The sequence below is a fragment of the Thermofilum sp. genome (genome assembly GCF_038871435.1).
Lineage (GTDB): Archaea > Thermoproteota > Thermoprotei > Thermofilales > Thermofilaceae > Thermofilum > Thermofilum adornatum.
This window is the reverse complement of record NZ_JAVZIC010000001.1, coordinates 292,306-319,056: the sequence shown is the minus strand read 5'-3', so window position 1 is coordinate 319,056 and position 26,751 is coordinate 292,306. Positions and strand designations below refer to the sequence as shown.

At 45.7% G+C, this 26,751-nt stretch carries 27 protein-coding genes and 3 tRNA genes; 19 read left to right on the top strand and 11 right to left on the bottom strand.

All coding sequences use genetic code 11. From position 1 onward, the window contains the following. Positions 1-110 precede the first annotated feature (110 nt). The 3 genes from tuf to QXT17_RS01710 all read left to right on the top strand — a co-directional run bounded on the left by tuf (position 111) and on the right by QXT17_RS01710 (position 1,996). Complete coding sequence (tuf, locus tag QXT17_RS01720) at positions 111-1,412, top strand: translation elongation factor EF-1 subunit alpha (protein ID WP_020962568.1); 1,302 nt, start codon at positions 111-113, stop codon at positions 1,410-1,412. Between the two features lie 69 nt (positions 1,413-1,481). Then, positions 1,482-1,790, top strand: a complete 309-nt coding sequence (gene rpsJ / locus QXT17_RS01715) for a 30S ribosomal protein S10 (RefSeq protein WP_020962569.1) — start codon at positions 1,482-1,484, stop codon at positions 1,788-1,790. A 129-nt stretch (positions 1,791-1,919) separates the two neighbouring features. Further along, a tRNA-Arg gene (locus QXT17_RS01710) sits at positions 1,920-1,996 on the top strand. Between the two features lie 9 nt (positions 1,997-2,005). On the opposite strand, the gene QXT17_RS01705 is transcribed toward QXT17_RS01710, so the two are convergent. After that, positions 2,006-2,551, bottom strand: a complete 546-nt coding sequence (locus tag QXT17_RS01705; protein WP_052887285.1) for a ZPR1 zinc finger domain-containing protein — start codon at positions 2,549-2,551, stop codon at positions 2,006-2,008. A 53-nt stretch (positions 2,552-2,604) separates the two neighbouring features. Between QXT17_RS01705 and QXT17_RS01700 the strand changes: the two genes are divergently transcribed. From QXT17_RS01700 to QXT17_RS01685, 4 genes are all read left to right on the top strand, one after another. Next, positions 2,605-2,991 carry an Sjogren's syndrome/scleroderma autoantigen 1 family protein gene (locus tag QXT17_RS01700; protein WP_187148158.1) on the top strand — a complete coding sequence of 129 codons (387 nt, stop codon included), beginning with the start codon at positions 2,605-2,607 and terminating at the stop codon, positions 2,989-2,991. After that, entirely contained in the window at positions 2,969-3,676 is a 708-nt protein-coding gene (locus QXT17_RS01695; protein WP_020962572.1) for a nucleotidyltransferase domain-containing protein, read from the top strand. Before QXT17_RS01700 ends, QXT17_RS01695 begins: the two co-directional genes overlap by 23 nt. A 74-nt stretch (positions 3,677-3,750) precedes the next feature. Continuing rightward, entirely contained in the window at positions 3,751-5,631 is a 1,881-nt protein-coding gene (locus QXT17_RS01690) for a DEAD/DEAH box helicase (RefSeq protein WP_148684736.1), read from the top strand. Positions 5,632-5,702: 71 nt separating this feature from the next. Then, the gene (locus QXT17_RS01685) at positions 5,703-6,323 is read left to right on the top strand and encodes a 30S ribosomal protein S3ae (protein ID WP_052887288.1); all 621 of its coding nucleotides are present in this window, start codon (positions 5,703-5,705) and stop codon (positions 6,321-6,323) included. 5 nt (positions 6,324-6,328) lie between these two features. Here the strand turns inward: QXT17_RS01685 and QXT17_RS01680 are convergent, their stop codons facing one another. Genes QXT17_RS01680 through QXT17_RS01670 form a run of 3 tightly spaced genes read right to left on the bottom strand, consistent with a single transcriptional unit; the run spans position 6,329 to position 7,986 of the window. After that, positions 6,329-7,327, bottom strand: a complete 999-nt coding sequence (locus QXT17_RS01680) for a bifunctional oligoribonuclease/PAP phosphatase NrnA (RefSeq protein ID WP_052887289.1) — start codon at positions 7,325-7,327, stop codon at positions 6,329-6,331. Positions 7,328-7,339: 12 nt separating this feature from the next. Further along, on the bottom strand, positions 7,340-7,648 hold the full coding sequence (locus tag QXT17_RS01675) for a hypothetical protein (protein WP_020962576.1): 309 nt from the start codon (positions 7,646-7,648) through the stop codon (positions 7,340-7,342). Continuing rightward, positions 7,648-7,986: a prefoldin subunit gene (locus QXT17_RS01670; protein ID WP_052887290.1), complete on the bottom strand. Its 339-nt coding sequence runs from the start codon at positions 7,984-7,986 to the stop codon at positions 7,648-7,650. The genes QXT17_RS01675 and QXT17_RS01670 overlap by 1 nt, the downstream gene beginning before the upstream one ends. A 161-nt stretch (positions 7,987-8,147) precedes the next feature. On the opposite strand from QXT17_RS01670, the gene QXT17_RS01665 reads away from it, so the two are divergent. The 5 genes from QXT17_RS01665 to QXT17_RS01645 all read left to right on the top strand — a co-directional run bounded on the left by QXT17_RS01665 (position 8,148) and on the right by QXT17_RS01645 (position 13,942). After that, on the top strand, positions 8,148-10,298 hold the full coding sequence (locus tag QXT17_RS01665) for a hypothetical protein (protein ID WP_342783306.1): 2,151 nt from the start codon (positions 8,148-8,150) through the stop codon (positions 10,296-10,298). Between the two features lie 21 nt (positions 10,299-10,319). After that, positions 10,320-11,330, top strand: a complete 1,011-nt coding sequence (locus tag QXT17_RS01660) for a radical SAM protein (protein WP_020962579.1) — start codon at positions 10,320-10,322, stop codon at positions 11,328-11,330. 17 nt (positions 11,331-11,347) lie between these two features. Next, positions 11,348-12,628, top strand: coding sequence for a histidine--tRNA ligase (gene hisS, locus QXT17_RS01655; protein ID WP_052885519.1), 1,281 nt, complete (start codon positions 11,348-11,350; stop codon positions 12,626-12,628). Between the two features lie 39 nt (positions 12,629-12,667). Beyond that, positions 12,668-13,789: a bifunctional phosphoglucose/phosphomannose isomerase gene (locus tag QXT17_RS01650; RefSeq protein ID WP_187147069.1), complete on the top strand. Its 1,122-nt coding sequence runs from the start codon at positions 12,668-12,670 to the stop codon at positions 13,787-13,789. 65 nt (positions 13,790-13,854) lie between these two features. Beyond that, a tRNA-Leu gene (locus QXT17_RS01645) sits at positions 13,855-13,942 on the top strand. Between the two features lie 52 nt (positions 13,943-13,994). On the opposite strand, the gene QXT17_RS01640 is transcribed toward QXT17_RS01645, so the two are convergent. Further along, positions 13,995-14,102: transfer RNA gene (locus QXT17_RS01640), tRNA-Pro, on the bottom strand. Positions 14,103-14,903: 801 nt separating this feature from the next. Between QXT17_RS01640 and thsB the strand changes: the two genes are divergently transcribed. From thsB to QXT17_RS01625, 3 genes are all read left to right on the top strand, one after another. Further along, the gene (gene thsB, locus QXT17_RS01635) at positions 14,904-16,562 is read left to right on the top strand and encodes a thermosome subunit beta (RefSeq protein ID WP_148682064.1); all 1,659 of its coding nucleotides are present in this window, start codon (positions 14,904-14,906) and stop codon (positions 16,560-16,562) included. A gap of 65 nt (positions 16,563-16,627) precedes the next feature. Further along, positions 16,628-17,212, top strand: a complete 585-nt coding sequence (locus QXT17_RS01630; RefSeq protein WP_020962583.1) for an AAA family ATPase — start codon at positions 16,628-16,630, stop codon at positions 17,210-17,212. Next, positions 17,209-17,655, top strand: coding sequence for an RNA-binding domain-containing protein (locus tag QXT17_RS01625; protein WP_020962584.1), 447 nt, complete (start codon positions 17,209-17,211; stop codon positions 17,653-17,655). The genes QXT17_RS01630 and QXT17_RS01625 overlap by 4 nt, the downstream gene beginning before the upstream one ends. Here QXT17_RS01625 and QXT17_RS01620 read toward each other — a convergent pair. The 4 genes from QXT17_RS01620 to QXT17_RS01605 all read right to left on the bottom strand — a co-directional run bounded on the left by QXT17_RS01620 (position 17,645) and on the right by QXT17_RS01605 (position 22,167). Then, entirely contained in the window at positions 17,645-18,604 is a 960-nt protein-coding gene (locus QXT17_RS01620) for an MBL fold metallo-hydrolase (RefSeq protein WP_020962585.1), read from the bottom strand. The two genes, QXT17_RS01625 and QXT17_RS01620, sit on opposite strands and share 11 nt — an antisense overlap. Then, on the bottom strand, positions 18,597-19,682 hold the full coding sequence (locus QXT17_RS01615; RefSeq protein ID WP_020962586.1) for a TRM11 family methyltransferase: 1,086 nt from the start codon (positions 19,680-19,682) through the stop codon (positions 18,597-18,599). Before QXT17_RS01615 ends, QXT17_RS01620 begins: the two co-directional genes overlap by 8 nt. After that, the gene (locus QXT17_RS01610; protein WP_187147070.1) at positions 19,675-20,754 is read right to left on the bottom strand and encodes a DUF373 family protein; all 1,080 of its coding nucleotides are present in this window, start codon (positions 20,752-20,754) and stop codon (positions 19,675-19,677) included. The genes QXT17_RS01615 and QXT17_RS01610 overlap by 8 nt, the downstream gene beginning before the upstream one ends. 72 nt (positions 20,755-20,826) lie before the next feature. Further along, the gene (locus QXT17_RS01605; RefSeq protein WP_020962588.1) at positions 20,827-22,167 is read right to left on the bottom strand and encodes a cyclic 2,3-diphosphoglycerate synthase; all 1,341 of its coding nucleotides are present in this window, start codon (positions 22,165-22,167) and stop codon (positions 20,827-20,829) included. Between the two features lie 222 nt (positions 22,168-22,389). Between QXT17_RS01605 and QXT17_RS01600 the strand changes: the two genes are divergently transcribed. From QXT17_RS01600 to QXT17_RS01585, 4 genes are all read left to right on the top strand, one after another. Next, positions 22,390-22,800: a PIN domain-containing protein gene (locus tag QXT17_RS01600; RefSeq protein WP_020962589.1), complete on the top strand. Its 411-nt coding sequence runs from the start codon at positions 22,390-22,392 to the stop codon at positions 22,798-22,800. 109 nt (positions 22,801-22,909) lie between these two features. After that, the gene (locus tag QXT17_RS01595; RefSeq protein ID WP_020962590.1) at positions 22,910-23,878 is read left to right on the top strand and encodes a transcription initiation factor IIB; all 969 of its coding nucleotides are present in this window, start codon (positions 22,910-22,912) and stop codon (positions 23,876-23,878) included. 44 nt (positions 23,879-23,922) lie between these two features. Beyond that, positions 23,923-24,765, top strand: a complete 843-nt coding sequence (gene dph5, locus QXT17_RS01590) for a diphthine synthase (protein WP_020962591.1) — start codon at positions 23,923-23,925, stop codon at positions 24,763-24,765. Then, positions 24,720-25,403 carry a DUF357 domain-containing protein gene (locus tag QXT17_RS01585; protein ID WP_020962592.1) on the top strand — a complete coding sequence of 228 codons (684 nt, stop codon included), beginning with the start codon at positions 24,720-24,722 and terminating at the stop codon, positions 25,401-25,403. The genes dph5 and QXT17_RS01585 overlap by 46 nt, the downstream gene beginning before the upstream one ends. Here QXT17_RS01585 and QXT17_RS01580 read toward each other — a convergent pair. Both QXT17_RS01580 and QXT17_RS01575 read right to left on the bottom strand, forming a co-directional pair. Next, the gene (locus QXT17_RS01580) at positions 25,400-26,080 is read right to left on the bottom strand and encodes an endonuclease V (protein ID WP_020962593.1); all 681 of its coding nucleotides are present in this window, start codon (positions 26,078-26,080) and stop codon (positions 25,400-25,402) included. The two genes, QXT17_RS01585 and QXT17_RS01580, sit on opposite strands and share 4 nt — an antisense overlap. Continuing rightward, entirely contained in the window at positions 26,062-26,709 is a 648-nt protein-coding gene (locus QXT17_RS01575) for a hypothetical protein (RefSeq protein ID WP_020962594.1), read from the bottom strand. Before QXT17_RS01575 ends, QXT17_RS01580 begins: the two co-directional genes overlap by 19 nt. Positions 26,710-26,751 lie beyond the last annotated feature (42 nt).

Genomic DNA, 26,751 nt, shown 5'->3' with positions numbered 1-26,751 from the left:
CCATAATAGTTTAAAAACGTTTTTATTGTGACATGACGGTTAAGCCGCCACCATGGGCGAGAAACTTATATATTTCAGTTACAACACAGTTTTTGCAACGGGTGCAAGATATGTCGGAAAAGAAGCCCCACTTAAACCTAGTAGTGATTGGACACATAGACCATGGTAAGAGTACACTGATGGGTAGATTCCTATACGAAATGGGAGCAGTAGACCCTAGGTTGCTACAGCAGTACGAAGAAGAGGCCAAAAAGCTCGGCAGAGAGACCTGGAAATATGCATGGGTCCTTGACAGGCTGAAGGAGGAGCGTGAAAAGGGCATCACTATTGACCTTGGTTTCTACAAATTTGAGACCAAGAAGTACTTCTTTACACTGATTGACGCTCCCGGACACAGGGACTTCGTAAAGAACATGATCACTGGCGCAAGTCAGGCAGACGTCGCAATGCTTGTCGTGTCTGCAAAGGAGGGAGAGTTTGAAGCAGGCATCAGCCCTGCTGGTCAGACACGTGAACACGTGTTCCTCGCCAAGACGATGGGAGTAGACCAGCTGGTTGTTGCAATAAACAAGATGGACACTGTTAACTACAGCCAACAGAGGTATGAGGAGATTAAGAATCAGCTTGTAAAGCTCCTGAGGATGGTCGGATACAAAGTTGACGAGATACCCTTCGTGCCAACATCTGCCTGGGAGGGAGTAAACATAACTAAGAGGACTCCTGAGAAGACGCCTTGGTACAATGGTCCATGCCTACTCGAAGCGTTTGACATGTTCAAAGAGCCCCAGAGGCCCATCGACAAGCCGCTCAGGATTCCAATACAGGACGTCTACAGCATTAAAGGTGTAGGAACAGTCCCAGTTGGACGTGTAGAGACAGGTGTCCTCCGCGTCAACGACAAGGTTATCATTAACCCGCCCAAGGTAGTTGGCGAAGTAAAGTCTATCGAGACACACCACACACCGCTACAGGAAGCCATACCTGGAGACAACATTGGATTTAACGTTAAAGGCGTTGAGAAGGCTCAGATAAGGCGTGGAGACGTAGTTGGTCACACAACTAACCCACCAACCGTGGTCGAGGAGTTCACTGGACGTATATTTGTCCTATTCCACCCGACAGCTATAGCCGCCGGGTACACGCCAGTGCTCCACGTCCACACAGCAACAGTCCCAGTTACCTTTGAAGAGCTACTCCAAAAGCTAGACCCACGCACCGGTAGCGTTGCAGAGGAGAAGCCACAGTACATAAAACAGGGCGACTCTGCCATTGTACGCTTCAAGCCAAGAAAACCCGTCGTGATTGAGAAATACAGCGAGTTCCCACCGCTAGGCCGCTTCGCAGTGCGAGACTCTGGCAGGACAATCGCTGCTGGAGTAGTCATCGACGTCAAGAAGGCTGAAGGATACTAAACATCCAGGCTGTTTCTTTTTAGCGAAAAGTAAATAAATACATGTTTTTCACTTTTTTGGGCGATCTGTATGCCGAGCAAGGTTCGTATCCGTCTCAGTAGCACAAACATAGAAGACTTGAACGCCGTATGCGAAGAGATACGGCAGATAGCGCAGAGGACTGGTGTAAAGATGAGGGGACCAATACCGCTACCCGTCCAAAAGCTTAAGGTGGTTACGCGCCGCGCGCCCTCGGGGCAGGGCTATGAAACCTTTGACAGGTTCGAGATGCGTATCCACAAGCGACTGATAGACTTGGATGCGGACGAGAGGGCTACGAGGCTTCTGCTGAGAACCCGTGTTCCTCCATCTGTCAGGGTAGAAATAGAGGTAATTTAGCCAGCGAATCTAACACAAAATTCTCTAGTCGTTCCGGAGAAATTTTCCCCGAATCCCATAATCAGTCAACGTCAATGTACTGCGAAAAAAATTAATAGTATCTCTAAGACTTGTAGAAAGATAATCAATGGGCCCGTAGCGCAGTCAGGAAGCGCGGCGGCCTCCTAAGCCGCAGGTCCCGGGTTCGATTCCCGGCGGGCCCGCCATTCGGCGGGTTATTCTACATATTCAATGGTTATCTGTGTGGCGCTGTTTGGCCTGTCTAGGACTGTGCTTGTTCCTTGTGGATCGTCTATGATTACTGTGTAGGACGTGCCTGGGTCTAGTGCCTGTGCTATTTTTTCTTGTGCCTGGGAGGTGTCGATCTGTGCGAGTATTTCTATTCTTTTGAGTGCATCGATAAAGAGATGTAAAATGCCTTCTATGTTTGTTATGAACATTTCGGCATCTATTCCTGGCCTGAGTTCGAGGCCTAGTTCTGGTATGTAAATTGTTGCTGTTGGGGATCTTAGGATCTTTGTGTAGAGGTCTTGGTTTTTCTCTATTCTTATGTATATCCGCTGGTGTTTCTTTATGTTGAGTGGTATTATGTCGTTTTTCTTGTAGCCACAGCGTGTACATTTTTTCGAGATTATCAATGCTTTTCCGATGTGAGGTAGCTCGTATTCAACTTCTCTTACGTGCATTCTGCCCACAATACATATGGGGCACTCTGTTTCGTATTCATCTATGATTTTTCCATAGATTGTTATGTCCTCCATTTCATCACCACTTATTTTATAGCCTTGTTGCCTAAATATCTTGGCGCATGGTCATGGCGAAGGATGAAAAAGAGTTACTATCGAAGATGGCTTCTCTGTTAAAGTCTGGAGCAACAATGCTGGATATGATGTGTCCTACTTGCAAGGTTCCACTTTTCAAGCTGAAGTCTGGGGAAGTTGTCTGTCCCAAGTGTGGACAAAGATTTGTTATCGTGTCTAGCGACGAAGAGGAGAGCCGGGTCAAGGCTGACATGGTGCTGTCAAGCCTAGAGCAGGCCGCAGTACAGAAGATTAATTCTCTGATCATGTCATTGTCGACTTCTGAGACCTTTGAAGAGCTGACGGAGATTGGTCGGGCCCTGATAACATTGTTGCAGGTTATACAGCTTTCACGTCAGATTAGGGGAGCTGAGAAGGGTGTGGCAGAGAAGGGGAAATAGCGAGAGATATGTGATTTATAGCGAGGAGCATTGGGAAATCCTCAATGCGTTGCGTAGGAGAGCAGTGGAGGTCTTGACATGTCTTGAGGCTCTGCGACCGGAGCCATGTGTGGTTGGAAGTGTGGCTAGGGGCGATGTTCACAAGGATAGCGACATAGATATATTCTTTGAGGAAGAAGTGGCCCCCTCCATTGTACTGACTAGGATGGACATTTGTAGACTGGAGCTGTTATGGTACGAGGTTATTTGGGCGAGTCCATCTACGGCTGTGAAGCTTGTTTTCCAGCTAGAATTCAATGTAAAGATTACAGTTCCTTTGAGCCCTTTAACGCCAGCCGAGAAAGAGTTTCCTCTATATGCTGGTAGGGTGTTTCTAGCAGATATACGGAGGGGTCAGAGGGTTCCCGGGGTTAACAAGTTTCTTCAATTTATCCAGCCGACGAGGGAGGGCCACATCGAGTGGTATATTGTTGGACGGGAAGAAGAGGTTGCCAGGAGGCTTGGCGTTTCTCTTGCGACGGTGCTTGAGAGGAAGCATTTCCGCCTAAAAAGGTTGAGGGAGGGTAAAAGCGGCTTTATTGTGCATGGAAAATTTGACCCAAGTTATCCGGTAGAGAAGGCTGTGAGGGAGCTTGCAGAGAAAAATTCGCTTCTGCGGAGAAAAATTTCGGATAAATTTTTATGAGGAGTTGCGAAGGCTTTTTAACGTTAAATGTCTATGGAGAAGTTAGATGATGAGGGAGGTGATCTCAGACAAAAATGACGACTAACTATGGGGGGCTGACTGCGCCCAATATTTCCTTTTTTAAGAGGAGGGGGTTGTCCGAGGAGGAGTTCCAGGAATTTTTGAGGCTGGCAAGGGAAATTGCCAATTATAACCCAGAGGAAAAAAGCTGGTCTATTTCTCCTGAAAAACTGGAGAGAAAGGATAAGGGAGAAGTGGCAAGAATTCTGGCTAGGCTTAAAAGACTATCTACTCTTGGGGATAGGGAAGTGTCCCTTGTATTGTCCATGTTGGATGACTTTAAACAGAAGGCTAGGATTGGTCCTGACTTGAGGCTTCTGGGTATTCCTGGAAGCCTGTTAGACAAGCTAGCGGGTGACAGTGAGCTAGGAGAGGCCGTGGTATTTGATGGCGGGAGTCTAAGGCTGAAGTCTGTGATGTTTGTCCAAAAGGTGGTGGAGCTTCTCCGTGAGAAGTACGGCTTAGAGGTGGATTTTGACAGGGGTCTTTTAAAGGTGGAGGTTAGAAGGGAAAATGGTGAACTTGTCTGGAAGCTTAGCTATTTGGACAAGTTGCTTTTTTCCAAGGTTTCCGAGCTTGGCACGCTTAAATATTATATTGAGAAAGCTGTTTTAAGCGGTGAGGGCGAGTTTGAGGGCACAGAGCTTGTAGAGAGGAGAATAAGGGTTGTCCGGGTAGACTGGCACAAGAAAGAGTTCTTTACCCCTGTTGCTCTTCTCGACAAATTTGAGAAGTTTTTCCATGATATTGGCTTTTCGGTGACAAGGGTTTTCGAGGAAAGGTCCCCTATCTCGATCAATATGCAACGTAATTTCTCTCTCTTGCCGCATCAGGAAGAGGTCTACAGGCTTTGGTCTAGGAAGCGTAGAGGCACTGTAGCCATTTTTACTAGGGGTGGAAAGTCTTTCATTGCTCTACAGGCAATCCATGATCTGCGTCTCCCAACTATTGTCTTTGTTACTACGAAAGAGCTGTTGGAGACGTGGATAACCTATTTTGAAAAGTATCTGGGTATTCCGCGTAGCTTTATTGGCGTGCTTGGTGCTGGCGAGCAAAAGATCCGGGATATAACTGTGGCGACATATGCAAGTGCTACTAAGTATATTGATTCGTTAAGGTCACGTTTTGAGCTGGCCATATTTGACGAGGCGCACCACGTTCCAGCATCGACGTTTAAACAGGTCGCCCTACAAATAGATGCGCTGTATAGGCTTGCACTGTCCGCGACTCCTGAGCGTAGGGACAGAAACGAGGCTCTTCTCTTCGAGCTTTGCGGAGAACTGCTGTACAAGCTCACCTATGAGGATCTTGTATCTTTAAAGGTAGTGGCGCCAATCGAGGTTATGGACGCATTTTTTGTAGAGGGGCCAAAGGAGAAAATAAAAAAGCTTTTAGATTTGCTGGAGAGACACAAAAATGGGAAAATCATCATCTTTACACAGTATCTCCAGACAGCGAACGAACTTTTCGAAGTGCTGAGACAAAAAGGCTACAAGGCTGAACTTATAACAGGCGAGACTCCGGAAGCAAAGAGGGAAAATTCCTTCAGGAATTTTGTCGATGGAAGATCAAACATAATCGTAACTACTACTGTCCTTGACGAGGGAATAACTGTTCCAGACGCGGACGTAGCCGTTATATACGAGGGGACAGGCGAAGGCAGGCAGATGATTCAACGTATAGGGAGGGTTCTGGGCTATCTTCCCGGGAAAACCGCAAAAATCTACGAGATCATAGACGTGACAAATCCACGGGAAAAGTCAGCATATAGGCGTAGATCCTGGGTTCTCGAGCTGTACCGTACCAGGAACCTTGAGGAAATAGTTAGGGCGGTTAAGGAGGGGAGAGAAGACAAGATTAAGCCGAGTTACCAGTATCACCTAGACTCTTTCTGAACTAGATTACAAAGCGTGCATTAGCAAAAAACTAATAAAGATGTGTTAGTTGTCTTCGAAAGGATAGTGTTATGAGTAGCGCGAAGCCAAGGACAAAGGACAAATGGTCAATGAAGAAATGGATCAGAGTCCTAGCGCCAAAGTACTTCGGGTTTGCTAATCTAGGACTTATACCAGCGGATGAGCCAGAAAAGGCTCTCGGGAGGACAATCGAGGTCAGCTTCTATGATATAACTAAGGACGTTTCCCAGCTCCACATAAAGCTAAAGTTCCAAATCGTCAAGGTAGACGATGGAATCGCATTAACACAGCTCAAGCAGATGGAAATCACGAGGGACTACATTAGGAGCCTTGTACGCAGGGGCACGAGCAGGGTAGACGCCATTATGGATGTCCAGACGAAGGACGGGATCAAACTACGCGTGATGACTATGGCTGTTACGCTTTCAAGGATAAAGACCTCACAGAAGAAGGCTATACGCAAAATAATGTTCCAGATTATTGAGGAAAGAGCCTCTCAGCTTGACTTTGCAACGTTTGTTCAGCAGGTTGTCCTGGGAACAATAGCCACGGATATACAGATGCAGGCCAAGAAGATTTATCCAATAAAGAAGGTGGAGGTCTACAAGCTGAAGGTCTTAACGCCAACCTATGAGATACCAGTAGCCGCTCCAGAAAAGATAGTTGCGTAGTTTTCCTAGGTTTTACTGCATAGTTTTCTAGAAACATAGTTCAATGTTTCACTGAGTATTAACTGTTTTTCGCCTTTTTCTATTGTAGCTTTGTTTATGCCTGCAGCGCCTTTATGGCCACCCCCCTCTCCGCCAATTTTTTCAGCTATGATTCTCGCAATTTCTCCAGCGTCAACTCCAATCCTTTGAAGCTCATCAGATACCCTCATGCTTGCCCTGAGCTCTTTTTTTCCGCCCACAGCAATAGCAATGTCTGCGCCTGCACTGATCAGTAGCCTGGAGACGCTTGCCTCATTTGCGCTGACTTCAGTATATGCCACAATGTATCCACAGACATCGATAACAGAGCTTCTGAGAAGCCCCTTTAGTCGAGCAATTTTTTCTGACCTGTCGACGACTTCTTCAGAGATGGAATCGTAGGCTAGCTTGTAGTCGCCGTTCATGCTGAGGAGCCATGAAAGCGCCTTGAAGGTTCCAATCGTGGCATACTGGAGTCTCTTCGTGTCGAAGAGGATCCCAGCTATTGCCAGGGACGCCAACGGACCAGATATCTTGGCTTTGCGCTCCATCAATAGCTTTGTAGCTATAATAGTACTTGCAGGCTCATTTTCAAGGAATGTCAAAACAGCTTTTTCCACAAGTAGCCCAGGGGGAAAGTGGTGGTCAATGATTATCAGCTGGGACTCTGGTTGCAGGAGCCTGTTCCGGAGATGCTGTAAGAGGAGGGGGTTAGAGAAGTCGCAGAGAACGAACGTTTTAGACTCTGCAGGGCACTCTTTCTCCCAATTGATCCCAACTTTATCCAGCGTTCTTTTTGTGACTTTGCTTACCCCCTCTGGAAAACAGACTTTTGCGGAGACACCTATTTTCCTAATTAGCTCGGCTACTAGAAAGCTACATGCGACCCCGTCGGGGTCACAGTTGGTATGAGAGGTTACAGTGACTTCTCCGTTGACATTTACGAGAATCTTTTCAAGCTTTGCCAGCTGGTCTTTCAGAGACATTCTTATCCATTTTTATATGCTTTTTACTCCCTTTTTGCGTAGTTCTTCTTCTGCAAGGCTAACGTATTTGTCTATTACCTTGTTGAGCGTACTTTCCAGCGTTTTCTTGTCCAGAATTCTTGAACTGACCTCTCCGTTTACTACAAACTGGTAAGGCCAGTCCTCGTCTATCTCTACCTTAAGTGTGACTTCGAGGCTTTCGTCTTCGGGAAACATGCCGTAGATCTCTGTCAAAATACTCTCCAACATTTTTAGAGATATTTCCTCCAACTCAGAGAGCTTTGGATCTTTTACTTGGGCCTTTGTTTCACGACTAGCCATTATCCTGCTCCTCCAGTCGTTGCAGGCGATCTTAGCTGCTTCTCAAGAGAGGCAAGCCTTTCTCGGAGAAGTTTTTCACGCTTGGAAAACTCGTCTATCCTAAGTTGAAGCAACTCTTTCTCGGAACTCAGCTCCTTTACTACTTCATCTTTAGGGGTCTGGATAAGCAGGCTTCCCATAGCCTTGTATACAAATTGTGACTGCGATTGTTCAAGGGTTTTGAGGGTCTTCTCGATCTCGAGGAGTCTAGCCTTGTACTGTTGGAGTGTGAGGGAGACTCCTCTTAGTTCATCTAGGGTTTGCTGGTATTTTGCCAAAGCAGATTGGTCAACAGCCATATGTATTCACCGTGCCTGTATTCTCTAAAACCCATGTAAACCATGTATATAAAAGTCTTTGCAAAAGTCGATGTTCTATCCTTGTCCTAGCGGGTGCGCTGAAAGCGCCTGTTACCTTACGCTATTAATTTATACCTAGAAATGGACTTCTACATCTTGCTGTGAAAACAAAAGTTTCACTGATGCCAAAAGTCTGTCTCGTCGTTTTTGTATTGCTCAGCATGTATTCTATATCTGCACGTGTATATGTTCCTAGGGGAAATTTTCCAGACAAGCTGGCAGGAAACATAACATATGTCAACATAACGGTTCACGTCTTGGATTTTAATGGCAACAAGTTTCGGCTTGACATACTGAATCCACAGCTTATAGTTACCACTTTTAGCTATGGGAATGTAAGCATATCGAAGAGAGGCATAGACTTTGTCGCGAACCTGACGGGCTACGGCGTATACAATGTCTCCGTGAAGTATTGTGATGTCTTGGTGTATAACCGTCCTACAAACGTGACTAGCGGCGAGCTTATTCTCCGAGTAAATATTACAAGCATCACTGTCGGGGTATATACTAGTGACAGTCCCCCATTTCCATTGACCAATTATAGTGGCTACTTTACTGTGGGAAACTGTAAGGTCTCGTTCAGCTGGGATAAGCCCACTGTATATCTACCCTTTGGAACGTTTGACTACTATCTTATTTTTACTGGGCTAACGACAAAAGTAGAGATAAATGACAAATTCTCGGTAACCCCTTCATCTTCTAGGCTAGAGAAGGTTTTACCAGTAATAAGCCAGGTAACGCTTCTATTCAAGACATTGAATGGCCTGTCGCCCATTGGGCTCAATGCAACTGTTAATGTGCTTTACAAGGGCAAGATTCTAGGTAATCTTTCACTCCTTAGATCAGATAAACTGGTGATAAATCAGCCCCCGCTAGACACTTTGAAACTGGAAGCGAAATATGGGAGTAGGAAAATTTTGGAGCAGGACGTCAAGGTGGATGCGCAACAGAGAAACGTGGAGGTGGTTCTCCCTATATATGCGAACGTAGTCGTAAAGGTAACAAGTATCGACTATGAGCCCCTATATTCACAGGATCTCTCCTTTACACTTGTAACCCCATTCAACGAGGTTATCCAAGTTGCTCCATCACGGGAAGGCACTTTTATCATCAACTATGGTTTTAGGCAGGATTTCGGCCGCTACATCTTAAAGATAAAAAGTAGCATTTTGAACGATGTCTTCAGCTATGAATTCGCGATCAACTCTCAGCAAGTAGACATCCAGACAAATTTTAGGAATTCCTACCTGTATGTGGCGCCCAAAGGCGCCTCTATGCTTCCTGCAAACATGTCTATAACTGTGCTCTACCAGGGGGGTGGCGGTCCCGTCGTTATAAAATATCTGAAAACCTCTAGCCCAGCCCCGACAGTTAATGAGCTTCTTGGGTTCTTGCCATCAAATGGCATTTTCACAGCTACAGTGGAATACTCTGGATACAAATGGACATATAATTTTGATGGCATAGTTCAAGGAAAAATGAACCTCCTTGTTCCAGTCTTTGATGTCCAGCTTAATGCCCAAGACCTTGACGGGAAGCCTCTATATGGTTGCGTGGCAAACCTGACTGTAGGGCATCTCTCTTATGTCCAACAGATTAGTAGTGGACAGGCACTGTTCAGATACATACCACAGGACAGCGCCCAGCTAAAGATAAAGTGTCAAGGGCTAGAGGTAGCATCGATACAGCTTCTCCCCAGACAAGTTGAAGAAGGCTCTATAAATGTCACAGCCAGGGTTAAAACCTTCACAGTAAAGGTTCACGGGTGGTTCGACAAGGCTTTGCCTGGGGCAAACGTTACAATAACGGTTGTTTCTGGTAGAAACTCGTTTGTAAGTTCAACTGTTACTGATGCTGCTGGGACAGGTGTACTCAGAAATATACCTATCCCCCTCGGAAGCAACATAACTATAATTGTTAGCTATGGGGGGCTTGTCTTCAAGAAAAATGTATACGAGGGAGAACCCAATATAGACATTTTTCTCGACGTTTTTCTCGATATTGGATTCTTAAGGCTGGGTCTCTACCAAACAGTCTCCATCGCAGTTTTTTTGGCTTTGTCCCTGGCTATAGGGTTCTTCGTGTTTAGGCGTTTGTCTCATATCAAGACCCTCAAATCTATGTTTGAAGAGGCAGAGTATTTTGAAGAAGAGGGAGAAGAAGAGGGGCTACTCCAGAAATTCAAAGAGATGTTTAAGAAGAAGAAAGAAAAAGAGGAAGAAGAAAGAGAAGAGTTCGACTTATTTGGATGAGTAGTCAAGGCGGGAAACTATATGGCCAGATACTTCCATGAAATATCTTCTGGGATCCCTCTTATCGGACACATAGCTTTTGGAATAGTCGACAGAGGAACAAATCTTCTGCAAGTCAGACCCTCTTCTTTTTGTCCACTTTCCTGTATTTTTTGTAGCGTAAATGCAGGTCCAAAATCAACTAATAGGCAAACAGAGTTCGTGGTGGACGCAGAGTACCTAGTAGAGTGGTTTAAACATGTTACAAGGGTAAAGGAGCTTGAAAAAGCACACGCATATATCGATGCGGTAGGGGATCCATTGACGTACAGGGACATCGTTAAGCTTGTAAGACTTTTGAGAGAGTCGGGTTTAGCAGAGACAATCGCAATTGAGACCCATGGTGCCCTTCTAAACAGGCGACTGGTTGACCAGCTTGACGAGGCTGGCCTCGACAGAATCAATCTCTCTGTAGATTCGCTAGACCCAGAACTCGCAAAACGGCTCTCTGATACACCATGGCTCGATGTGAAGAGAATAGTGGATGTTGCAGAATATATTGCTTCATCTACGAAGATCGATCTGCTAGTTGCCCCCGTATGGGTGCCAGGCATAAATGACCATGAAATACCAAAGATAATTGAATGGGCACTAAGGATTGGCGCGGGGAAGAGAGTTCCGCCGCTTGGGGTACAAAAATATGAAGCCCACAAGTATGGTAGGCGCCCGCCCGGGGTCAAGCCTTTGAGTTGGAGCGAGTTCTATAGGGAGCTATCTAAGTGGGAAGAACAGTTCGGGGTTCGCCTAAAGTTATCGCCGAGGGACTTCGGCATTAGGAAGGCCAAACAGTTTCCAATAGCTTTCCAGGTAGGCGAAAGGACAAGTGTCGAAGTTGTTTATTGGGGATGGCTTAGGGGGCAGTGGCTCGGGGTTGCCCGTGATAGGGTTGTAAGCATTGTTGGTGTACTGGGCGAGCCGCCTATAGGAAGAAAGGTCAAGGTCAGGATCCTGCGAAACAAGGATAATATATATGTAGGAAGAATTGTTTTGTAGCTGTTTAAGTGGGGGGTATGTTACTTCAGTCGCCGAGGGGTACCAGGGACTGGCTTCCAGAGGAGGCTTACGTAAAAAGGCTGGTGTCAGAAAAGATAAGGAAGGTTTTTGAGAGCTATGGCTATGGCGAGATAATTACGCCGGCATTTGAGTACCTAGAACTCTTAAAGGCGAAGGCGGGGGAGGAAGTAGTAAATCAAATCTACTATTTCAAGGATAAGGCTGGCAGAGAGCTGGGACTAAGATTCGAGATGACTACGCCTATAGCGAGGATAGTTGCATCAAAGCCAGACCTGGCGAAGCCTATACGTTTCTACTATATTCAGCCTGTCTGGCGCTATGAGGAGCCACAGAGGGGCAGACTAAGAGAGTTTTGGCAAGCTGGGATAGAGCTTTTCGGGGTGGCTGGGCCGGAAGGTGACGCCGAAGTTGTTGCAGTGACGTACGACGCCCTGACGGAGAGCGGTGTCCAAGAGTTTGAGATAAGCGTCAATGATCGTAGGGTTGTCGAAGACATTTTATTGTCAAATAGTGTAGCACAAGAAAGACTACCCGACGCGCTCAGGATACTGGACAAGCTAGACAAATTTGGAGAGTCCTACATCATAGATGAGTTCGAAAAGATAGGTGTCGCCAGGGAAAAGTCAAGCCAAATGCTCATCAAGCTAAAAGAGTCGAGACTCGACATAGAGCTCAGTACCCCTGAAGGCAAACAAGGGCTAGACCACCTAAGTAGGGTTGTCGATCTCCTGAAAAGTGTCTACGGCGTCAACGTAAAAGTTGATTACTCGATTGTAAGAGGGCTAGGATACTACACGGGCTTCGTTTTCGAGGTAAAGCCAAAAACATCTAGCGACGTTGGTAGCATAGCGGGTGGAGGAAGATACGATGATCTTGTAAGCACGCTGGGCGGCCCCAAGCTGCCGGCAACAGGCATGGCTATAGGTGTCGACAGGCTTCTCGAGGTTCTAAAGCTCCAAGGGAAACCCACGATAACATACAACGAAGTCGACGTGTATATCATACCCCTAGCCAAAAAACAGGAAACAGTAGCAAAAGCCGTCGAGATAGCTAAAAAGCTCAGAAGGGAAGGGTTAAAAGTCATAGTAGAAGGCACAGATAGGAGCCTGGCAAAGGCACTAGAATATGCCTCGAAAAAGGGGTCCCGCTTCGTCATCATTATTGGCGAGAAAGAGCTCTCCAGCGGTACACTCACCATTAGGGATATGAAGGAATGGGTTGAACACAAGCTTCAAGAAGAAAAGGCCCTCGAAATGATAATTAATTCCCGAACGTAAATCTTTATCTTTTTATACATGTTCCTTGCAATCATCCACATGTCTAAGATTTACAACGAGCTATATGAGAAGATATCTCCAGGCTCAGGCAACGTCGACAAGTCCCGCATGCTGGTAAACGTTGCGACCTTCCCCGACTCATTGCTCCACGCGCTGGGCGCCTATTTCCGTGTGCCTAAACTCTTAGAGAAAATCCCCCGAGACATCAAAGGCATCGTGATAAGTGGAATGGGTGGGTCATTCATCGGCGGCCTATTTTTACAAGACGTCCTCTATGATACCTCCAATCTTCCTATATTCCTAGTCCGCGACTCCATCCTTCCACAGTTCGTAGATAGTAGCTACCTCCTGATAGCTGTAAGCTACTCTGGAAACACAGAAGAAACACTCAGGGTTTTCGGAGAAGCCCTCCAAAGGAAAATCCCCATAATCTCTGTAACATCGGGAGGCCTTCTTCAGAAATATTCGGAAAAGAACTCTGTCCCAGTGGTCTCCCTGCCACAAGGCTTCCAGCCAAGGGCGGCTTTCCCATACATGGCGGCAGCCCTCTTATCAATCACAGAAACCATAACCGGAGATGTCGGGCTCCTCAAACAGCTCTCAGAATGCGCAGAAAACATGAAAGCCACCAGAGACGAAGCCCTCATGAAGACAATCGAGGATGCTAAAGACTTTTTCAGCAACATAGAAAAAGGACTAACACCCCTCATATACTCCTATAGACCCTACATCTCTGTAGGCTACAGGTTCAAAACACAGCTAAACGAAAACGCAAAAATCCACGCATTCTACCTGGACCTCCCAGAAGCAAACCACAACGAGATAATGGGCTGGAGACAAGAAGCTTCAGACAAGTTCTTTGCGACAATAATCAGGGGCAGCCAGGAACAATACTATATGACAACGAGAATAGAGTTCCTCATAAAACACCTAGAGGCCAACAACATACCCACGATAAACTTCTTACCCGAACCACGGTACAGCGGCAAGAAAATATGCGAACTGCTCGACTTAGTATTCAGGCTGGACCTCATCTCAGTCGCAACCGCCCTCAAGCTAAAAACAGACCCAACACCAGTCGACACAATCACCAAGCTGAAGAAACACCTAGAAAAACACATCGACGTCGAAAAGGAACTGTTTCCCCAAGAAAGACCATAACACATCCATGACAAAGCGAAAACCTTAAAGGTTATCTACTAAGATTATTTCTGGTCACAAGCTTGGCGGGGGTGCCCGAGCTAGGACAAAGGGGGCGGACTTAGGCTCCGCTGGCGTAGGCCTGCCCGGGTTCGAATCCCGGCCCCCGCACCAACCCCTATTCTTTGACGATAATAGCAAGAAGCCTCTATTTTTCAGGAAAAAGTGGTGGGGCCGCGGGGATTTGAACCCCGGACCACCTGGGCTCTCGTCTCGAGATCCCAAGTCCTGCGTTAACCGTGCCAGGCATCCTTCCAGGCTGGACTACGGCCCCATGATTTGCATACGTCCAAGAAGGAAAAATATCTGTCGAGGTTTAAATTTTTTGTGGGGAGGGCGGTTTTCCGCGAACTCGCATAGTAACAGTTTTTGCCTATTTGTTAACATCTTCTCAGTGTGTGGTACAAGAGTTATTTATATACTCTCTTCGGGATGGTCATTAAAAGCGGTTATGGGAAAATTCCTCATCGTAATTCAACTAAGGAAAGAATAGATATTTCTTTGTGTCTCTTCATGTCTCTGTTACATTGTTATATATCTGTGCAACGTGAAGCCTTTTCTTTACAATACCCATAAACATGTCGTGAAATCTGAAGAACATTTCCTCGCACCTGAAGCCAGAAATCTTTGCAAAAGTAAAAACAGAGAATTTTATCGTGATATAGGACGGTGAGGAATGAGTTCCCGTGGATATCTCTGTTGAAATGTTATCTGTACCGGGAACGAATAAATTAAAAGTTAGAGTCTAACGCAGGGGGTAAATATGTGGCACCAGCGGTGACCACTGCATCAGAGTGGAGGTTACCCCCTCTGTTTTTGCTCCGCGCGCGGACAAGTGCTATACCATGCATGTAGTCGCTCTAGTAGTACTCTTTTCGGCAGAAATAAAATGAATTGAAAGTTGTCATAAATCTTTCAGGGTTTATGTGTTTTTGTTCTCAGCCTTAGTTATATGAACTCTCATTCATTTTTTAAATAGTAGATGGGAGCATTCTCGTGAGTAAAGTTTTTATAGAAGCGATAATTTATTCTTGTCCGAAGGCGCATAAAAATGGCAACGTTAGAAGGTGGTAGTATGGCGTCGGTGGCGCAGGTTGGTGGTGTACCGGTTTTGATACTTAAGGAAGGAACGTCTAGGCAGGCAGGTAGAGAGGCGCTTCACCTAAACATAATGATTGCCAAAGCTATCTCTGAAACAATCAAGACTACTCTTGGTCCAAAGGGAATGGACAAGATGCTCATCGACACTCTTGGAGACATTACTATTTCCAATGATGGAGCGACTATTCTAGACGAGATGGACGTTCAGCACCCGATCGCGAAACTGATGGTTGAGGTGGCAAAGGCCCAGGACAAGGAGGTAGGCGACGGAACAACCACTGCCGTCGTTCTAACTGGCGAGCTTTTGAAGGAGGCCGAGAAGCTTCTCGAGAAGAACATTCACCCAACAGTCATTGTTTCTGGATACAAGAAGGCTTCTGAAAAGGCAAGGGAGATACTCAAGAGCAAGGCAATCAAGGTTGACCTGAAAGACATGGATACTCTCAAGAAGGTCGCTGCAACCTCCATGCGTAGCAAGGCTATAGCGACGCTTAGAGACTATTTCGCAGAGATTGCAGTCAAGGCGGTTACACAGGTAGCTGAGCAGGTAAATGGACAAATAAGGGTAGACGTGGACAACATCCAGATAATCAAGAAGAAGGGTGGAGCTTTCCTAGACACACAGCTGATATACGGCGTTGTAGTTGACAAGGAAGTTGTTCACCCTGCGATGCCCAAGAGAGTTGTCAATGCTAAGATCGCTTTGCTGGACGCCCCGCTCGAGGTTGAAAAGACAGAGATCGACGCCGAGATCAGGATTTCGTCTCCAGAACAGATGCACCAGTTCCTAGAGGAGGAAGAAAAGATACTAAGGGACATGGTAGAGAAGATTAAGGAGAGTGGTGCTAATGTTGTTTTCTGTCAGAAGGGTATTGATGATGTTGCTCAGTATTATCTTGCTAAGGCCGGTATTATGGCTGTTAGGCGTGTTAAGAAGAGTGATATGGAGAAGCTTGCCCGTGCTACTGGAGCGAAGATACTTACACGTGTAGAGGACATCTCGCCCGAGACCCTCGGAACAGCTGAGCTCGTCGAGGAGAGGAAGGTCGCAGACGAGAAGATGGTCTTCGTAGAGGGATGCCCCAACCCCAAGAGCGTCACAATACTAGTAAGGGGCGGATTCGAGAGGGCAGTCGACGAGGCAGAAAGAGCGATCAAGGATGCTCTCTATGCCGTAGCAGACGTACTCAGGAACCCCTACATATTGCCGGGAGGAGGAGCCATCGAGGCCGAGCTTGCCAGGGAGCTTAGGAAATACGCTCCAGAAGTAGGAGGAAAAGAACAACTGGCCGTCGAGGCATTCGCAAATGCCCTTGAGAGCATTCCAAGGACACTTGCGGAAAACGCGGGTCTAGACCCCATCGACATAATTGCTGACCTCAGGGCGGCCCACGAAGACTCCTCGAAGTGGGGCTACGGCGTCGACGTTGTCAATGGTGGCGTTGCCGACATGATATCTCTAGGCGTATTCGAGCCACTAGCAGTGAAGGATCACGCCATCAAGGTGGCGACAGAGGCTGCATCAATGATACTTAGGATCGACGACATAATCTCTGCGTCAAAGCTAGAGGAGAAGAAAGGCGAGAAAGAGAAGAAAGGAGAAGAGGAAGAAAAGTCCTCCGAATTTGACTAAGAGTCTTTTTCACTAGGTAACGTTTAATTTATTTGGTTATTTTTCTGCAATCTTCTTGGTAGTTTATGAGTAGAAGTGTTGCCAAAACAATCATAATGGTTACTGGGCTTCCTGGCAGTGGGAAAACTGTTTTCTCAAAGGTTGCCGAGACAATGGGGATCCTCGTTTTCAGGATGGGTGATGTTCTCAGAGAATATGCTGTTGAGAAGGGTCTAGACACCACAGACGAGACGCTTGGGAGACTGTCTTTGGAGTTACGCGAGAGGTACGGGAGGGCGGTCATAGCGGAAAGAACCTTTGAGAAAATTATGGGTACTAATGCAGACATAGTTGTGGTGGAAGGGCTGAGAAACGTCGAGGAGTTCTTTTTCTTTAGGGAAAAGGCGCAAAACACTGTCTTGGTTGCGATCCATGCCTCACCCAATACCCGATATGCAAGGCTCAGGGAAAGAGGGCGAAGCGACGATCCTTCGCGATGGGAGGATTTCCTCACACGCGACCAGAGAGAGTTGAATCTGGGGTTGGGAACAGTCATCGCCCTGTCAGATATTATACTTATAAATGACGGCAAAACCATAGAAACATTTATGGATGAATGTAGAGTTATTCTGAGAAAACTGTTGGCAAAAAGCCAAGGTTTATCAACATGATCGTCAGAGTTAGAGCGTCTCTAAACCCAACAGAATCCCCCGAAAAAGTCTTAAAATCTATACTCAACCTTTTTGATTTCAAAGAAGCTGAATGTGAAAGAGCATCCGGCGGCGAAAAGGAATATATTATATGTGTTGCTAAGTCCGGTAGCCCACTCTACAAGCTTAGAAACTTGCTGCGGCAACAGCGCATTCTAGATGCCGCCAGATCCTATATTGAGCGTGGGATGGAAGATACCCGAACTGTGTTTTACCTGAATAAGCAGGCCGCCTTTATGGGTAAGGTTAGTTTCTGCACCTATGAAACAGGCGAAAGCCCATTGGGAGCAGTTGTTGTCAGCATAGAGTTTGAGAATTGTGGTCCCGAACAAGTTTTGGATTGGCTTGCTCCAAGAACGGTTGATGGAAAGCCAGTTAACGAGGTTGCAGAGCTTAATTGTTGAGGAGGCTTATTCGTTCAACGTGGAAGATCCTAGGATATTTGAATAAGATGTTTATGATTAGTCCTTTTTCTGCGAAAATTACCCTTGGGAAAAGGGTTCTTGCCGCTATTTCTAGTTTGTCGTTGTCTCGGTAACGAGAGCTGAAATGAGTGAGTACAACTAGTTTAGCCCTTATTTTTCTGGCTAGATTTAGAGCGTCTTCTAGGCTTGTATGTGCCATGTAAGGTTTTTCGTACCAGTCGCTTTTTAGTAGGGTTGCTTCGTGAATCAGGACGTCGGAGTCTAAAGCCTTTGCGGCAAATCTAAAGTTTGGCAGTGTGTCGCCGCTGTAGGCAACTTTTATCCCGGGCACAACCTGTTTGACAAAATCCTTCAGCTCGTAAGGGATACCGTCTTTTATTACCAGTCCATCCTGTGTGAGCTTTTTACGTTGTATAGGAGAAAGTTTCGCAGTGTTGAGTTTTTCTTCGTCTAGCCGGATTTTCTCTTTTGTCTCGAATATGTATGAAAGTGCGTTGAGAGAATGTGGGGCAGAGACGTACCTGATAGATAGGATGTTTTCTATTAGATGAAATGTACCTTCTTCAGAGAGGAACTCTGTGACATGTACTGGAAAATTTAGTTTTTCTAAGTTGTGCATCACAATTCTTCTGAGACCAAAGGGTCCATAGATGTATACAGGTCTTCTTCTGCCAAGTAGCGAGAAGCTTTCTAGTAGGGGGTTAAGACCGTTGTAGTGGTCACTGTGTAGATGTGATATGAAGATATATAGAGGAGAGTTGCTTCCCAGTCTAAATACTTCAAACATTTTTTGGCAGTGTTCGCCTGCGTCGAGCAAAATGATTTTTTCGTTAAGTTGTAGTGCGTTACATGGCTGTTCTAGGCGTCCCTGAGCAACAGAGCCCCCCGCGCCCCAAAGCAGTATTCTGATCATTGAGATTTCAGACATTTTTCATCACGTAGAGGTGCCTTATTAGAGAACTGTGTTCCAGTATTTCACAAATCCTGTTGGTTTCATTGGCACTTATTTTATTTTTGTCAATAGATAGGAAGACTGCTCTGCCATTTCTTTTCAAGATTTTTCTAACAGTTTCAAGTGTAGCTTCTAAAAGAAGACTAGGATCACGCCTATGCGTAGAGGCCAATCGACCATATGGGGGATCAAACGCTATTGCTCTGAAGGAGTCTCCACGTAGAGGCATGTATACAGAGTCAGATATAACGAGGTCAACTACTGCATGTAGGCCGAGCTGGATTATATTTCTCCTCGAGCCTCTTATCTGTTTATAGTTCAAGTCAATACCAATGCTGTAGACACCTTGAAGAGCCGACTCGATTAGGACGCTTCCGGTTCCGGCAAAAGGGTCAAGGAAAGGTTCGCTGAAATCAATGCATGAATCATTGCCACATGGCTTAGCTGAGGCCAAGTTGAACAAAACAAGTGAGTGGTATGGGGTAAGTGCGCTGGGCTGTGAATAGGGTCTCTTTTCTGTCCATCTGTACTGGAACCTGTCTTTCCTGTATTTCTTCAGTAAAATTGCTACCAAGACATGGTTGTCGTCGAGAAAAATAAACCTGAAGTCGATGCTTGGATTGCTCCTTGAAACATACGGTTTACCGGGAGACAGCTTTTCACTTACGTCCAATATTAGCTTGGATCTAAGGTCATTTTTTATACTGGGGGGAACTAGTCTCCCTATGTCCAAGAAATCGACATTGTATGATTTTTTCAACTTTATGTTCTCGACAAGAATCTCTGCAATTCTTTTTTGCGTCTCTCTATCCGACAAGAGAGAGTCTAGCCTTTCGCTAGCAATAACCCAGTAGAGGTCTTCGGTGCACGAAGATGAGTAGAGTCTTTCAATGAGAAGACCCAGATCGCTTGCCGTGAAGAGTATTAATCGATCAAAATAAATGGTCGGTTTACTCGTAAATAGGTTCTCGATCTTCCGTAAAACTTCGTAGAGATTGCACTTTGAGAGGCAAAACCTCACGTAGATTGCATAGAGGGGGTCATTTCTATTCATGTTTTTCTCTTTTCTCGATTGTTCTTACAATAATAGAGACTATCACGCTACCCAGAACTATGAAGGCCCAGGTGAGAACGTTACGTATGTCTCCACTCCCACTTATGAATCTGCCTACCTCGAAGACGAGTTGCCGTGATAGCAGGGTTGTCCCAATAATTAGTACATCGCTGTAAGAGCTTGGCTTGCCGATTATAGCGTTATCTATTAACGTGCCGAGGATCGGTAACAAAAGTGCAAGTATAAATAGATCTAGGACGAGGAGTTGTGCTCCTACTGGCGCCAAAAGGAAGTATCCTAGTGCCCAGAGAATGTCTGGAACATTTGTTCTCAGCAGAGCGTATATGCCTTGCGTAAATGCGAGGAAAGATATAGTAATTGCCAACAAGTATGTTGCGAAAGTGACTGGTCTTGACCTATAGATTTTCGAGAAGTATTCTTCAACATTATACCCCTTAATGAACATGAAGCTTCCAAGGGAAATAATGATTATCGGCCAAACAAATTGGGGTGCAAAGGCTGAGAGGACGCTATAGAAAACCAGGAATAAGCCTGTTAGACCTAGGGAATAGCGTTTATATTTTTCCTCAGTCAGCGCCTTCTTTATATAGTTTATTAGGAGGACGAATGTTTCCTCGACCCCTCTTGATTGCTGGACAATTACTCTTCGAATAGAGAATATAGGTAGCCTTGACTGTATCAGGGGGGCAACCAGTTCATCTGTGGGGCCGTCTGATACCAATACTACTCCGTCGAATTTTTTCTGGCTTAGCACTTGGTCGAGCTCTTTAAGGATCTTCATATCTGCCTCCACGTCTTCTGACTCGAGGCCAGCGATAAGAGCCACTTCGACGTTGCTCCCATACTGTTTTCTTAGTTCTCTCAACGTCTGTATCGCGGCAAACATTGCATTTGAATCTGAGTCTTCTGGGCGGACAAGTATGTATTCGGTTGCCGCCCTGAGTAGCTCGTTTTCTCCTATAAGGGGGGTCTTTATGTTCAAAACTGTTCCTACGTCGTTGTCGCGGTCTACACATAGGACCAGTATTGAGGTGTTAGACGGGTGTTCCACAATCATCTCCTTGTTTTTTATGCTACTTGCTCATTTATTACAGTTTCTTTCCATTGAAAAAGAAAAAGTCTATTAGATTACCATGTTATGTTTTAGAAACTCAGTAATAATGTCTCGGAGGTCAGGCTTTGAAATCTCTCTCAGCTCGAACTTTATCCTTGTCACCGGCTTGTTGACCCTGAGATATCTCGCTATGTTGCTTGGGGTTCCAAGTACAATAGATTCTGCTGGGACATTATTAATAGTGATTTCGAGGTCTTTGAGTTGCTGTGGGCTGTATCCAAGAGCTGGCAAAACCGGACCGATATGTGGATACTTCTCGTATGCCTCTTTAATTGTTCCAACGGCATATGGCCTCGGATCAATTATCTCTGCGGCTCCGTATTTCCTTGCCGCGTAGTATCCGGCGGCCGTGCCTAGTCCGCCATGTGTAACAGTTGGCCCGTCCTCGATCACTAGAACCCTTTTACCCTTAATAAGTTCTGGAGTGCTTGCTGTGGCTTCAGAGTGTGCCTTAACTATGACGGCTTTGCTGTTAACCTTCCTGACTGCCTTCTCAACATTTTCAACGTTGCTCTGATCCACAACATTTACCTTGTTGATAACTATCACGTTAGCGAGCTTCACATTTACGAAGCCAGGATAAGACGACAAAACGTCTCTGGGTCTAGTTGGGTCAACTACTGTGATCCAGAGGTCTGGAACATAGAAAGGCCAGTCATTGTTCCCGCCGTCCCATATCACAACTTGGGATTCTTTCTCAGCTTCACGGATTATCGCCTCATAGTCAACACCTGCATAAACAATGTTGCCCTCTTCTATGTGTTGCTCATATTCTTCCCTTTCCTCGATAGTGCAATTATGCCTCTCCAGGTCTTCAAACGTGGCAAATCTCTGGACGACCATTCTCCTTAAGTCTCCATACGGCATCGGATGCCTAATGACTGCAAATCTAACACCCAGACCCTTTAGAATGCTTGCAACTCTCCTGCTCACAGTGCTTTTACCCGCGCCAGTCCTCGAAGCGGTTACAGCGATCACAGGTTTGTTTGACTTTATCATTGTCTCAAAGACTCCTGGTAACACAAATTCCGCGCCAGCCGCTATCACCCTGCTGGCCTTGTCTACAACTTCTTCTGCGGTCAAGTCGCTGTAGGAAAGCATAGCTTTTTCTACGTTGTATTTCTTTATCAGTTCCTCAAGCATGGATTCTGGATAGATAGGTATACCCTCAGGATAGAGAGAACCAGCCAACTCAGGGGGATACCTCCTATTATCTATAAATGGGATCTGTGTAGCTGTAAATGCGACAACTTCGAACTTTGGGTTGTCACGGAAGAGAACATTAAAATTGTGAAAATCGCGTCCAGCCGCACCCATGATAATAACTCTCTCACGTGTAGTCTGCGTCATTAGAGTCGATAAAAATTGTTTAAAAGCTGGATAAATTAATTTTCATAAATAATGTTGAAGAACTCTACGATAACTTTGTCAAAACATAATTAGACAAACACTAAGAAAAAAGATGAACAATATTTAATTTTGAATTCACTACATTTCGTATTTTTACTTTGTTTTCTTCGGTCTATCTGCCAGCAGAGTCGAGTATTTATATAACGGAGCATAAACAACGACGTGCCTTCAAGCCCTTGCAAGAAAGCTCTAGTCGACACGAGTATACTAATTTATTTTGTTGAACAAAATATAGACCTTTTAGAACTCTTCCTACAAGATGAAATCTGCCAACTAATAATCACTACACATGTCCTAGAAGAATTAAAATACATGGCTACCACCGCTAGGGGAGACAAGTCACGAAAAGCTAGAGTTGCCCTCGACGTGCTAAGGGAAAAAATAAGCCTCCACCCAGCCTTGTTTACGCTTAGACACTACCCATTAAAACTTCCTACGGACGATCTATTGATAGAAGTCGCCGCCTCCGGGAAATACATTCTACTTACGGCAGACAAAATTTTAAAGAATAAGGCGGCTAAGAGAGGCATAGATGTTCTATTTTTACGAAAGTCCAGCAAGAAGCTAACATAGATAACATTAAAAATATAAAACTCCCAGTTACAAGGGAAACCAAAAAGCTTAAATACTAATAAAAGAAGAAAATATTGGAAAGATTTAAATGGATTTCGGGCGTGGAAAAATGTTTAAAGATAACGTTAAAAGGGAGGATTTAAATACAGCAGGCGAAAAGGAAGAGGGAGAACTACGTTGTCCACAGTGCGGTAGCACAAGGCTGATATACGACTCGACAAGAGGCGAAATTATCTGTGCAAATTGTGGCTACGTAATGAGTGAGAGAGAAGTTGACCAAGGCGCAGAGTGGCGGGCTTTTACTCCCGAGGAACGCGAAAAGAGAAGTAGAGTTGGCGCACCAATATCCAGGTATGGATTCGAAAGCCCGGTCACAGACATCGACTGGGTTGGTAAAGACGCTGCTGGTAGAGAGATAAGCCTGAGGAAACGCCTAGAAATGCTCCGACTGAGAAAATGGCAGGTAAGAGCCAGAGCACAAAACTCTATGGAGAGAAACCTGGCACAGGCAGTAATTGAGCTTGAAAGGTTGGGAGCCCAGCTGGGCCTGCCCAAAGCGGTTCTTGACAGGGCGCTTGAGATCTATAGAAGCGCTCTAAACAGCAATCTTGTCAGGGGCAGGTCTATTGAATCAGTTATGGCAGCCGCGGTATATGCAGCCTGCAGAGAAATGCGTCTACCTAGAACCCTAGACGAGATTGCTCTCTACACGAGGGCAGGCAGAAAAGACGTGGCAAGGTGCTATAGGCTGTTGTTGAGAGAAGCATCCATAAAGGTTCCCCTTCCAAATGCTGCCGACTTTGTCCCTAGGATCGGTTCCCTGCTACGCCTGTCTGGAGCTACCATAAAAAGAGCAATGGAGATAATTGACCAGGCGAGAAATGCTGGTCTAACTGCTGGAAAAGATCCAGCAGGGCTTGCTGCAGCAGCTATCTACATAGCAGCAATACAAAACGGGGAGATGAGGACACAGAAAGAGGTCGCCAGAGCAGCGAAGGTCACCGAGGTCACCGTTAGGAACAGATACAAGGAGCTTGTCAAAAGGCTCGACATAAAGCTTCCCATAACGAAAAAGTAACTTTACGCATAAAACAAATTAGGAAAAAAGGTTTTCTGTAGCTTATGCTCGTCATAGCTGGCATTGGGCTCTTCGATCTTCGGGACATTCCCCTTGGATTGCTGGAAGAAGTGAAGGATGCTTCTGCAGTGTTTATCGAAACTTACACCAGCGTGCTTCCAGGCTTCTCGGTGGATAAGTTATCCAGGCTCCTTAACAGACAAATTATCCAGCTTGTCCGGGCAGAAATAGAAGACAAGGGCGCAAAAATTATTCTCGAGAAAGCTAAAAACGAGAAAGTTATCCTGCTTGTCGTTGGAAACCCGCTCCTAGCCACTACACATGCATCCATAATTATAGATGCATATAGGCTAGGCATAACAGTCAAAGTTATCCCAGCGGCTTCAGTTATAGACGGTCTAATAGTCTCTACTGGTCTCCACGCGTACAAACTTGGAAAAATAGTAACGCTTGTATTCCCAGAAGACAAAGAGCTGAAAAACTATCCCTACACGCCTTACCAGACGCTATGCGACAATTTATCTAGAGGTCTTCACACCATATTTCTCCTAGATATTAGACAAGAGGAGAGAAGATATCTACTCGCACCCGAAGCCGCCTCGCTCCTCTTAAAGATAGAAGAAAAGTTTAAAGAAAACGTGCTAGACGACGACACACTTGCCATAGCTGTCGCTAGGGCTACGGCTGACAATGAACAGGTCTATGTCGGTAAACTTTCGGAACTTGCAGCCAGGGATCTCGGGGAGCCACCGCACACACTTGTTATCCCTGGGCTTTTACACGACTCGGAAATAGAGTTTTTATACTATAAAACGGGAACAGCGATAGGGGTGTTCAAGGATTGGAACAAGAAGCTAAGTGCAAGAATAATGCAGAGAAATACATAGCAAACCTAGAAGAAGCCACCAAAACATTGCAGATACAAGAAGAGGACAAAACCGTTGAACAAATAATACGTCTCGTAAATGATTACCTTAGCGACGCACGTTATTATCTTTCACAAAACGACTGCTTAACATCTATAGCATGCTCATCCTATGCCGAGGGTCTCCTAGACGCCCTAAGGCTCCTAGGAAAGGTCGACTTTAGTTGGCCCCAGCAAGGCCACCACGCAAAGCGTGTGCTTGTTGGTGGTGTCTTTGACATCCTGCATCCAGGACACATCTATTTTCTAAGAAAGGCGAGAGAACTAGGCAGAGTCTATGTCGTTCTCGCCAAGGACCAAACAGTCCTAGAATCCAAGGGCAGGCCACCCGTTCTCTCTGAAAACGAGAGGGCCGAGATCCTGAGGGAACTAAAAACAGTAACAGAAGTTATTATAGGAACTTATCCCCCAGACTTCAAGAAAATTCTAGAAGAAGTAAAGCCGGACATAGTTTTTCTAGGCCCCGACCAGTCTTACCTTGTACCCCTAATCGAGAAGTCCCTAAAAGAAGCAGGCATCAGTGCAGAAATCAAGCAACTAGACAAGAGGCTGGAAAACTATTCTTCCACGAGGATTAAACAGTCAATTAAAAACAGCTAGCATATTTCTCTACGCGCCTTTACCGAGTAATTGTGCGCCTGACGTAGCGGCTCAGGCTCCCTTAGTCCAGTCCTTGTGAAATCACGTGTAACTTGGACCGCTTTCCAGAGAGAAATTTTGTGGCCAACACTTACATAGATAGGCTTGGCACGTGGAGAAGTCTTCAGAGCGACGCCAATCGTCTCGCCTTGATAAATCACTGGGGCAACATCATTGTTCCAGTTGCCTATTTCCCCTATCAAGAGGGACTTGGCCACACCTATAGTCGGCTTGTCGATTACCAAGCCCAGCTGACAGGCGAATCCAGCCCTGTAGGGGTGCAGTCTACCGTTTCCATCAACGAATAAAACGTCGTACTCCTCCCGGAGACCCTTCAAGGCTTTGTATGCTGGATACGTCTCCCGGAAACCGAGAAGTGTAGGAATGTATGGAAACCTTACCTCGGTCTTAGCTATCGAGACATCTATAACAGAAAACGTATCTCTATCAACTACAACTGCAACACCTATAGCATAGTTTTCTCTAAAAGAGACATCTACACCCGCGGCTCTGCGAACATGGGTTCCAACAAAGTCCTCTTCAATAACAAGTTCGGCTATCCTACGCTGGGCGTAACGAGCTCTCTCAACCAAGAAGCCTTTAGGAATCTCGGAGTGCCTTACTCTTTCCCAGCCCATTTTCCAGCCTTCTCGATTTTTTCTATGAGTTCCTGGCTCCGCTCAAAAAACATTATGTCATTCCTCGTGTTTTCTAGCAATGCCCTTGCAACGTCTACCTTGTGTCTTAGTCCAGGCGTCAAGGCTTCTGGAAAACTAAACTTGCTTAGCTCAACATATAGCTCCTCCATTATAGCGAACGCATTCCATGCCTCCTTGAGTTCTCCCTTTCGTAGCAGGTTCAGTATATACCGCCTCAGTTCCCCAATGAAGTCTCCAACACCAGCTAGGTATGCTTGGGGGTCGACATTCAATTCTCCTAGCCCAGGTGGCTCCCGTCGGCGTAGGATAGAATAGAGAAGGCTAGCTTCAACATATTCTGTCTGTGCGCTTGACACAGCGCCGGAGTAGTATATCTGGGGGCTCTCGGTCTTAAGCTTATTTATCTCCTCAAGTATCTCCCTTGCCTTTGAGAGTTCATCCTCGGCGTGTACAAAGTCTTCCCTATGTAGTGCAAACATTGCCTCGCGGCATCTCCGAGACATTTCACGTGTAAGTTGTAGCATTTTTTCCCTTTCCATGTCTAGCCTCTCGAGTACCTGGTTTACTCCAGAGAGTTCTAGCTTTATCTTCTGTGCAAAGTTTTGCATAACAATTTATTACATCGAAGAGTAATATTGTTTCTGTTGGCT

Bases quoted from the DNA above. Each gene is read 5' to 3' on its own strand.
- rpsJ (WP_020962569.1), top strand. From the start codon at position 1,482: ATGCCGAGCAAGGTTCGTATCCGTCTCAGTAGCACAAACATAGAAGAC.
- hisS (WP_052885519.1), top strand. From the start codon at position 11,348: ATGTTACTTCAGTCGCCGAGGGGTACCAGGGACTGGCTTCCAGAGGAG.
- QXT17_RS01685 (WP_052887288.1), top strand. From the start codon at position 5,703: ATGAGTAGCGCGAAGCCAAGGACAAAGGACAAATGGTCAATGAAGAAA.
- QXT17_RS01680 (WP_052887289.1), bottom strand. From the start codon at position 7,327: ATGTCTCTGAAAGACCAGCTGGCAAAGCTTGAAAAGATTCTCGTAAAT.
- QXT17_RS01705 (WP_052887285.1), bottom strand. From the start codon at position 2,551: ATGGAGGACATAACAATCTATGGAAAAATCATAGATGAATACGAAACA.
- QXT17_RS01630 (WP_020962583.1), top strand. From the start codon at position 16,628: ATGAGTAGAAGTGTTGCCAAAACAATCATAATGGTTACTGGGCTTCCT.
- QXT17_RS01660 (WP_020962579.1), top strand. From the start codon at position 10,320: ATGGCCAGATACTTCCATGAAATATCTTCTGGGATCCCTCTTATCGGA.
- QXT17_RS01605 (WP_020962588.1), bottom strand. From the start codon at position 22,167: ATGACGCAGACTACACGTGAGAGAGTTATTATCATGGGTGCGGCTGGA.
- QXT17_RS01675 (WP_020962576.1), bottom strand. From the start codon at position 7,648: ATGGCTAGTCGTGAAACAAAGGCCCAAGTAAAAGATCCAAAGCTCTCT.
- QXT17_RS01700 (WP_187148158.1), top strand. From the start codon at position 2,605: ATGGCGAAGGATGAAAAAGAGTTACTATCGAAGATGGCTTCTCTGTTA.
- tuf (WP_020962568.1), top strand. From the start codon at position 111: ATGTCGGAAAAGAAGCCCCACTTAAACCTAGTAGTGATTGGACACATA.
- QXT17_RS01690 (WP_148684736.1), top strand. From the start codon at position 3,751: ATGACGACTAACTATGGGGGGCTGACTGCGCCCAATATTTCCTTTTTT.
- QXT17_RS01595 (WP_020962590.1), top strand. From the start codon at position 22,910: ATGTTTAAAGATAACGTTAAAAGGGAGGATTTAAATACAGCAGGCGAA.
- QXT17_RS01620 (WP_020962585.1), bottom strand. From the start codon at position 18,604: ATGTCTGAAATCTCAATGATCAGAATACTGCTTTGGGGCGCGGGGGGC.
- QXT17_RS01670 (WP_052887290.1), bottom strand. From the start codon at position 7,986: ATGGCTGTTGACCAATCTGCTTTGGCAAAATACCAGCAAACCCTAGAT.
- dph5 (WP_020962591.1), top strand. From the start codon at position 23,923: ATGCTCGTCATAGCTGGCATTGGGCTCTTCGATCTTCGGGACATTCCC.
- QXT17_RS01615 (WP_020962586.1), bottom strand. From the start codon at position 19,682: ATGAATAGAAATGACCCCCTCTATGCAATCTACGTGAGGTTTTGCCTC.
- QXT17_RS01580 (WP_020962593.1), bottom strand. From the start codon at position 26,080: ATGGGCTGGGAAAGAGTAAGGCACTCCGAGATTCCTAAAGGCTTCTTG.
- QXT17_RS01650 (WP_187147069.1), top strand. From the start codon at position 12,668: ATGTCTAAGATTTACAACGAGCTATATGAGAAGATATCTCCAGGCTCA.
- QXT17_RS01575 (WP_020962594.1), bottom strand. From the start codon at position 26,709: ATGCAAAACTTTGCACAGAAGATAAAGCTAGAACTCTCTGGAGTAAAC.
- thsB (WP_148682064.1), top strand. From the start codon at position 14,904: ATGGCGTCGGTGGCGCAGGTTGGTGGTGTACCGGTTTTGATACTTAAG.
- QXT17_RS01625 (WP_020962584.1), top strand. From the start codon at position 17,209: ATGATCGTCAGAGTTAGAGCGTCTCTAAACCCAACAGAATCCCCCGAA.